The sequence below is a fragment of the Corynebacterium sp. genome (assembly GCF_030535495.1).
Taxonomy (GTDB): Bacteria; Actinomycetota; Actinomycetes; order Mycobacteriales; family Mycobacteriaceae; genus Corynebacterium.
The window spans coordinates 22,536-28,627 of record NZ_JAUNRW010000021.1 but is presented as its reverse complement, the minus strand read 5'-3'; the positions used below and the strand labels follow the sequence as shown (position 1 = coordinate 28,627).

Here is a 6,092-nt window from a genome sequence, read left to right as displayed (position 1 = left end):
GTGAGGCAACGGTCTGCAAAACCGTGCACACGGGTTCGATTCCCGTTTCCACCTCTGGTCAGGATTTTTCTGGCCCACGCGCGTTTAGCTCAGCGGGAGAGCGCTTCCCTGACACGGAAGAGGTCACTGGTTCAATCCCAGTATCGCGCACAGAGACCCCCAGGGTCTCGATTGCGGATGTAGCGCAGTTGGTAGCGCATCACCTTGCCAAGGTGAGGGTCGCGAGTTCGAGTCTCGTCATCCGCTCCACCACGCCCCCGGGTTTTCACCCGGGGGCGTTGTCATTGCCTGCCCCGCCGGTGGATCTCCCGGAGCCAGAGCCGGGCGACGAGAAACTCCGGGTCCTCCTCCCTGGGGTCACTGTAGGTCTTTCCTGCGGTCGCCCGCGCCAGCTCCTCGCGCGCCTGCGCGACGAGGGTGTCTACTCCCCCGCTGGAGAGCTGCATCGCGTGCTTGCGTGCCCGGACAAGCTCGCCGGGGATGCCCAGGTGCTGCGCTGCCTCGCGGTGGATCTGCTTGTCGACGCCCCCGCCGCGTACCACCGAGGGGTGAATCCGCAGGGCCAACTCATAAGCCTCCCGTGTCTGCCATACCTGGATGTGCCGGGCCGGATCGTCGAGAAGCCGCTCGTAGAAATCGGGGATGAAGCGGTCGCGGGTGAAGTTCGCGGCGACCTTCGAGCGCACCGCCTCATCCCAGTCGTCGACGGCCAGGTCGGCCTCGCCTCCCCCGAGGAACAGCGCGTCGGCGCCCGCCCCGGTGATCAACGCCCCCGACATCCCGCGGGACCTCGCATGCCGATCGACCGCCACGAGGGTCGCCCCGGCCAGGACCTCCCACGGATCGGAGTTGTCGAGGCGGGCCACCGTGTCCGAGATGATCCCGCGCCACTGATGTGCATCGGGCGCGATCACCTCGTGCGGAATCCCCACCAGTGCCGCGACCTGCTGCGCCACCCGGAGCTCCTCGGTGGCGGCTGCATGCCCCGGGTGCGCCAGGGTCATCGCCACGAAAGCCCCGTCGCCGCGATCGAGCGAGGCCGCTGCCGCCGCCACCAGGATGGAGTCGATGCCGCCGGAGAGCATGAGGATCTGCGGTGCCGGATAGGCGTCACACACGGCCGTGATCCGGCCCTGCAGGAAGGCGATGATCTCCTCGCGCGCCTGCACCCGGTCGGCGATGTCGTAGGTTCCGGGCACCGACATGTCGGTGGTGTCGGCGACATACTCACAGTCAAGCCGCGTCATGGGGAACCTCCGGGAGTTCGACGTAGGTGCGCCGGTCGGGTCGGGAGAGCACCCGCACCATGACGAAGAAGAAGATCAGGAACAACGACGCCCCCGACATGACGGCGATTCTCTCCCACATGCTCAGCGACCCGGCCACGGCGGTGCCGACCGTCGCGGCCAGCAGTCCGATGAGTGCGGTGAACAACGCCAGGATCTCCATCACCCGGAAGACCATCGACTGGTATTCCGTCCGGAGCTTCTCCCCGTAGGCGCTGACCGTGGTGCGCAGGTGATTCTGCTGGTCCTGGCCGAGTGTGGTGATCATGTCGTGCATCTGCCACTCGTTGGTGATGAACAGCCGCTGCCGCGCGAAGTCGTCGTGGATGGTCAGCCGGTCGGCGGGCAGGTGGTAGATCGCGGTGTCGATGGCATCGAGCGCGGCCTGATAGTCGTGGAGCCGGCGGTGTCCGTCGGCCCGCCGCATCCAGGCGTTGGCGTCGGTCGGATTCTGCCGGATGAGGCGGCGCCCGATCTCCACCAGCAGCGACCCGTAGGTGGCGTGCGGGGACAACCAGAGCCCGTGCAGGACCAGGTGCTGGACTTTGACGGCCGCACCGGCATCGGCCACCGCCCGGATGTCGTCCGTGGGCACGACCTCCCCCGCCGCCAGCCGCGCGAACTGCTCGAATGCCTCCCCGAGGTTGCCCTCGGCCAGCAGATCCGGGCCGATGATGCTGAGAATCTGGTGCATCCGGCGGTGGTCGAAATCGAAGCGTGATCCCTGCAGCGCCAGAATGGCCAGTGCCGCATCCTGATGGCGGTTGCCCGTCGCCACCAGTTGCTCGTTGCCGATGACCCGCGGGGCACCCAGCCCCTGACTGCGGGCCTCCCAGGCCAGGTCGGTGAGAACGTCGAGGTTCTCGCGCAGGGCCCACGCCTGTTCGCCGGCCTGTCGCGCGCACACCGTCGCCCACTCCGCGCCGTACCTGGCCACATGGTCGGCGCGGGCCTGGGCGCTGTCCTTCAGCTGCTGGAGATCGGTCACAGATCTCAGTGTAGAGTGCCGACCATGATGCCAGGCGCCGAGGAATCGTTCCTCACCCCTCTCATCGGTCCCGTCTGGGAGGTCGGTGTCGCTGAGTGTCGGGCGATGGCGATCAGCACGCTCTCCGGTTCTGGGGCGGTCAACGGGAGTTCCCGTTCATTGGGCAACGACACCGACCACGCGCTGCTCAATGCGCTGCGCGACTGGGCCGATGTCGTCGTGGTCGGGGGGCGCACCGCGGTGGCCGAGAACTATTTCGGGGTCCGCACCACCGACGCGACCGCTTACCGACGCCGGGATCGCGGCCAGTCAGCGGTCGCCCCCGTCGCCGTGGTCACCCGCACCCTCGACCTCGACCCGTCGAGTCAGCTGTTCTGGAACACCGCCACTGCCCCGCTGATTCTGGCCCCCGCGGACGCATTGGCCGACGCCGCCCTCGCCGCGCGTCGGCAAGCGCTCACCGCGGCCGGGGCGGAATGGGTGTCCACCGGCAGTGGCACGGCCGCAGAGATCATGGGGGCCCTGCACGCGCGGGGGTTGTTCCGGGTGCTGTGTGAGGGGGGACCGTCGCTCTACTCGATGATGTTTTCCGCCGACGCCGTCGATGTCCTCCACCTGACGGTGGATCCGCTGCTACAGGTGCCCGTGGAGAAGCCGCTTTTCGACGCCACGCACACCATCTCCACCCGCCTGCACCTCGAACACCACGCGGCGAGCGACGACGGTACCCTTTTCCTCCGCTACCGTGCGGTACGGTGATCGCGTGAATGTGACGAGCCTCTGGGTCGCCCGAACCCCCCTGACCGAGCCCCACGACCGTCCGCTGACCCGCGTGGACGTGGTCGGCCGCGCCGTCGCCTGGCCCTTGGCGATCATCCTCGTCCTGCACCGGATCTTCGTCCTGGCCCTCAACGGCTCCGTCACCGACGACTTCACCACCGTGTACTCGGCGGTTCGCCGCTCCCTGGACGGTGTGCCCGTCTACAACGAGATCTACCACCACGTCGATCCGCACTACCTCTACAACCCGGGCGCCACCCTGCTGCTCAGCCCCCTCGGCTGGCTGAGCAACCACGACGCCGCCCGCACCGCGTTCATCATCGCCAACGCCCTGGCGATCATCGCCGCCCTGGGGCTGCTGACGAAAATGTTCGGCTTCTCCCTGCGCTCGGTGATCTGGCCCGGTGCCATCGCCCTGGCCTTTCTCACCGAGGCCGTACGCAACACGCTCATCTTCTCCAACATCAACGGTCTGCTGCTGCTGGCCCTGGTCGGTTTCCTGTGGCTGCTGCTACGCGGCCACGGCTGGGCCGCGGGGCTGGTGATCGGCCTGGCGATCCTCATCAAACCGCAGTTCGCACCGCTGCTGTTGTTGCCCGCCGTCAAACTCGACTGGCGCCCCGTCCTCGGTGGCCTCGCCGTCCCGGCCGTGTTCAATGTCGTCGCCTGGCCGCTGGTGCCCGGTGCCTCGGACTACCTGACCACCCTCGTCCCCTACCTCTCCGAGGTCCGCGACTACGCCAACTCCTCCCTCGCCGGCGCCGCCGTCTACTTCGGCATGCCCACCCTGCTGGAAAACGCCCTGTGGCTGCTGTTCGCCGCGGTCGTCGCCGTCGGTGTCATCGTCCTGCTGCGGTGGCGCTACACCGACCCCCTCCTGTGGGCCACCACGACCACCGGGCTGCTTCTCACCGGAGTGTTCTTCCTGTCCTCCCTGGGTCAGATGTACTACTCCATGATGCTGTTCCCGATGATGTTCACGGTCCTGCAGCGCACCAGCGTCTTCCACACGTGGACCGCCTGGCTGGCCGCCTTCCTCTTCCTCACCCCGGAGTCCTTCCACTCCTGGCGCGCGATCGACCTCACCCGCTGGCTCGACTTCTTCCACCCCACCCTCGGCTGGGGCATCCTGCTCGTCGTCATCACCACCTGCGCCCTCGTCTGGTGGCGCAGCGAAACAGTAGACTCGACGCATGACCGACTTCACCCTGATCAGCGACGACGAATGGCGCCAGCGCCTCAGCCCTGAGGAATTCCACGTCCTCCGCCGGGCCGGCACCGAACCCCCGCACGTCGGTGAATACACCGACACCACCACCGAGGGCGTCTACGCCTGTAGGGCCTGCGGCACCGAACTGTTCCGCTCCACCGAGAAATTCGACAGCCACTGCGGCTGGCCGTCCTTCTTCTCCCCCCTGGCCGGTGACCGCATCATCGAACGCCGCGACACCTCCCACGGGATGACCCGCATCGAGGTGCTGTGCGCCACCTGCGAGTCGCACCTCGGCCACGTCTTCGAGGGCGAAGGTTACGACACCCCCACCGACCTGCGCTACTGCATCAACTCCATTTCGTTGACCCTGGAGCCGTCGGAAGGGGCGTCGAGAAGCGAATCCTAGGGCAGGATCGCCGCGACCTCACCGATGTCCGCCACCCGGCGACCCGAGAAGAACGGGGTCTCCTCGCGGACGTGCAGGCGGGCGTCGGTGTAGCGCATCTGGTGCATGAGGTCGACGATGCGGTGCAGCTCCGGCCCCTCGAAGGCCAGCATCCACTCGTAGTCACCGAGGGCGAAGGCCGGCACCGTGTTGGCGCGGACATCCGGGAAATCGCGGGCGGCCTGGCCGTGCTCGGACAGGATGCGGCGGCGCTCCTTCGGATCCAGCAGGTACCACTCGTAGGAGCGGACGAAGGGGTAGACGGTGATCCACGCCTCCGCCTCCTCCCCCATGATGAACGACGGCAGGTGCGAGCGGTTGAACTCCGCCGGGCGGTGCAGACCGGTGCCGATCCACGTGGACTCCAGCAGCTGTCCCAGGACGGTGGTGCGGCGGAAGCCCTGGTAGGCGGCCTGCAGGTCCTCGAACTCCTCGGCATGCCACCAGATCATGAGATCGGCCTCGGCGTTGATGCCGGACACGTCGTAGATGCCGCGGACGACGACCTTGCCGGCGGAGGCGAGCTGATCGAAGAAGGCACGCGCCTCCGCGATGATCTCCTCGCGCTCGGTGCCCAGGGCACCCGGAATGGCGCGGAAGGTGACGAACTGGGTGTAACGCTGCACGGCGTTGAGTTCATCGAAGTTCAGTTTGCTCACGAAATCCTCTTTCTTCGGTGGGGAGGCGACGTCATCCATCATAAGTTGGAGGACCCTGCCGGGGGCAACCCACGGCGCGCCTAACCCTGCACACCCGCCCGCCTGGTTAGTTTTGAGGACGTGTTCACCCCAGATGCTTCCGACACCACCCGCCCGGCCGACGAGGCGGGAACTCCGGCCGTTTTCACGCAGGCCGTCGAGTCGATGCACACGGCGCAGCTCCGCGCGGAGATCACGCTCGGGACGATCCGCCCGCCGCAGCGCCTGGCACCGTTCAGCCACGCCATCGGCCTCGAGGTCGAACGCACCTGGGACGAGGCCGAGACCGAAGGCGACGCCTTCGGCCGCCTCATCCTCCTCCACGATCCCGGTGCCGAAGAGGCCTGGGAGGGTGCGATGCGTCTGGTCGCCTACATCCAGGCCGACATGGACCACGAGGTCGCCTCGGACCCGCTGCTTCCCGACGTCGCCTGGGAGTGGCTCACCGAGGGACTCGCCGACACCGGCGCCGACCACACCAACCTCGGTGGCACCGTCACCGCGACCGCCTCGGTGCGTTTCGGGGAGATCGGCGGACCGCCGCGCGCCCACCAGCTGGAGATGCGCGCCTCCTGGACCGCCTCCGATCTCGACCTCGCGCCGCACGTCGAGGCCTTCTCCCGTGTCCTGGCCAATGTCGCCGGTCTCCCTCCGGAGGGCGTGGCCCGCCTGACGTAAACTG

Annotated in this window: 7 protein-coding genes and 2 tRNA genes; 6 read left to right on the top strand and 3 right to left on the bottom strand. The window is 67.7% G+C overall.

Translation table 11 applies throughout. From position 1 onward, the window contains the following. Nucleotides 1–78 precede the first annotated feature (78 nt). Together Q4F73_RS04585 and Q4F73_RS04580 are read left to right on the top strand one after the other, a co-directional pair. Nucleotides 79–150 (top strand) — tRNA-Val (locus tag Q4F73_RS04585). Between the two features lie 23 nt (nt 151–173). Next, nucleotides 174–249: transfer RNA gene (locus tag Q4F73_RS04580), tRNA-Gly, on the top strand. 32 nt (nt 250–281) lie between these two features. Here the strand turns inward: Q4F73_RS04580 and Q4F73_RS04575 are convergent. After that, a complete protein-coding gene (locus tag Q4F73_RS04575; protein WP_303358175.1) occupies nt 282–1,247 on the bottom strand; it encodes an asparagine synthase C-terminal domain-containing protein in 966 nt (321 codons plus the stop codon). Further along, nucleotides 1,234–2,274, bottom strand: coding sequence for a hypothetical protein (locus Q4F73_RS04570; RefSeq protein ID WP_303358174.1), 1,041 nt, complete (start codon nt 2,272–2,274; stop codon nt 1,234–1,236). Before Q4F73_RS04570 ends, Q4F73_RS04575 begins: the two co-directional genes overlap by 14 nt. A gap of 24 nt (nt 2,275–2,298) precedes the next feature. Here Q4F73_RS04570 and Q4F73_RS04565 point away from each other — a divergent pair, with 24 nt between their 5' ends. From Q4F73_RS04565 to msrB, 3 genes are read left to right on the top strand one after another with little or no spacing between them, the layout of a single operon-like run. Further along, nucleotides 2,299–3,033 carry a pyrimidine reductase family protein gene (locus Q4F73_RS04565; protein ID WP_303358173.1) on the top strand — a complete coding sequence of 245 codons (735 nt, stop codon included), beginning with the start codon at nt 2,299–2,301 and terminating at the stop codon, nt 3,031–3,033. A gap of 10 nt (nt 3,034–3,043) precedes the next feature. After that, nucleotides 3,044–4,303 (top strand): glycosyltransferase family 87 protein, encoded by a 1,260-nt coding sequence (locus Q4F73_RS04560; RefSeq protein WP_303358178.1) that lies wholly within the window; start codon nt 3,044–3,046, stop codon nt 4,301–4,303. After that, complete coding sequence (gene msrB, locus Q4F73_RS04555; protein WP_303358172.1) at nt 4,248–4,673, top strand: peptide-methionine (R)-S-oxide reductase MsrB; 426 nt, start codon at nt 4,248–4,250, stop codon at nt 4,671–4,673. The genes Q4F73_RS04560 and msrB overlap by 56 nt, the downstream gene beginning before the upstream one ends. Here msrB and hemQ read toward each other — a convergent pair. Continuing rightward, nucleotides 4,670–5,410 (bottom strand): hydrogen peroxide-dependent heme synthase, encoded by a 741-nt coding sequence (gene hemQ, locus Q4F73_RS04550; protein ID WP_303358177.1) that lies wholly within the window; start codon nt 5,408–5,410, stop codon nt 4,670–4,672. The two genes, msrB and hemQ, sit on opposite strands and share 4 nt — an antisense overlap. An 81-nt stretch (nt 5,411–5,491) precedes the next feature. On the opposite strand from hemQ, the gene Q4F73_RS04545 reads away from it, so the two are divergent. Continuing rightward, the gene (locus Q4F73_RS04545) at nt 5,492–6,088 is read left to right on the top strand and encodes a DUF3000 domain-containing protein (protein WP_303358171.1); all 597 of its coding nucleotides are present in this window, start codon (nt 5,492–5,494) and stop codon (nt 6,086–6,088) included. The last annotated feature ends 4 nt before the right edge of the window (nt 6,089–6,092 follow it).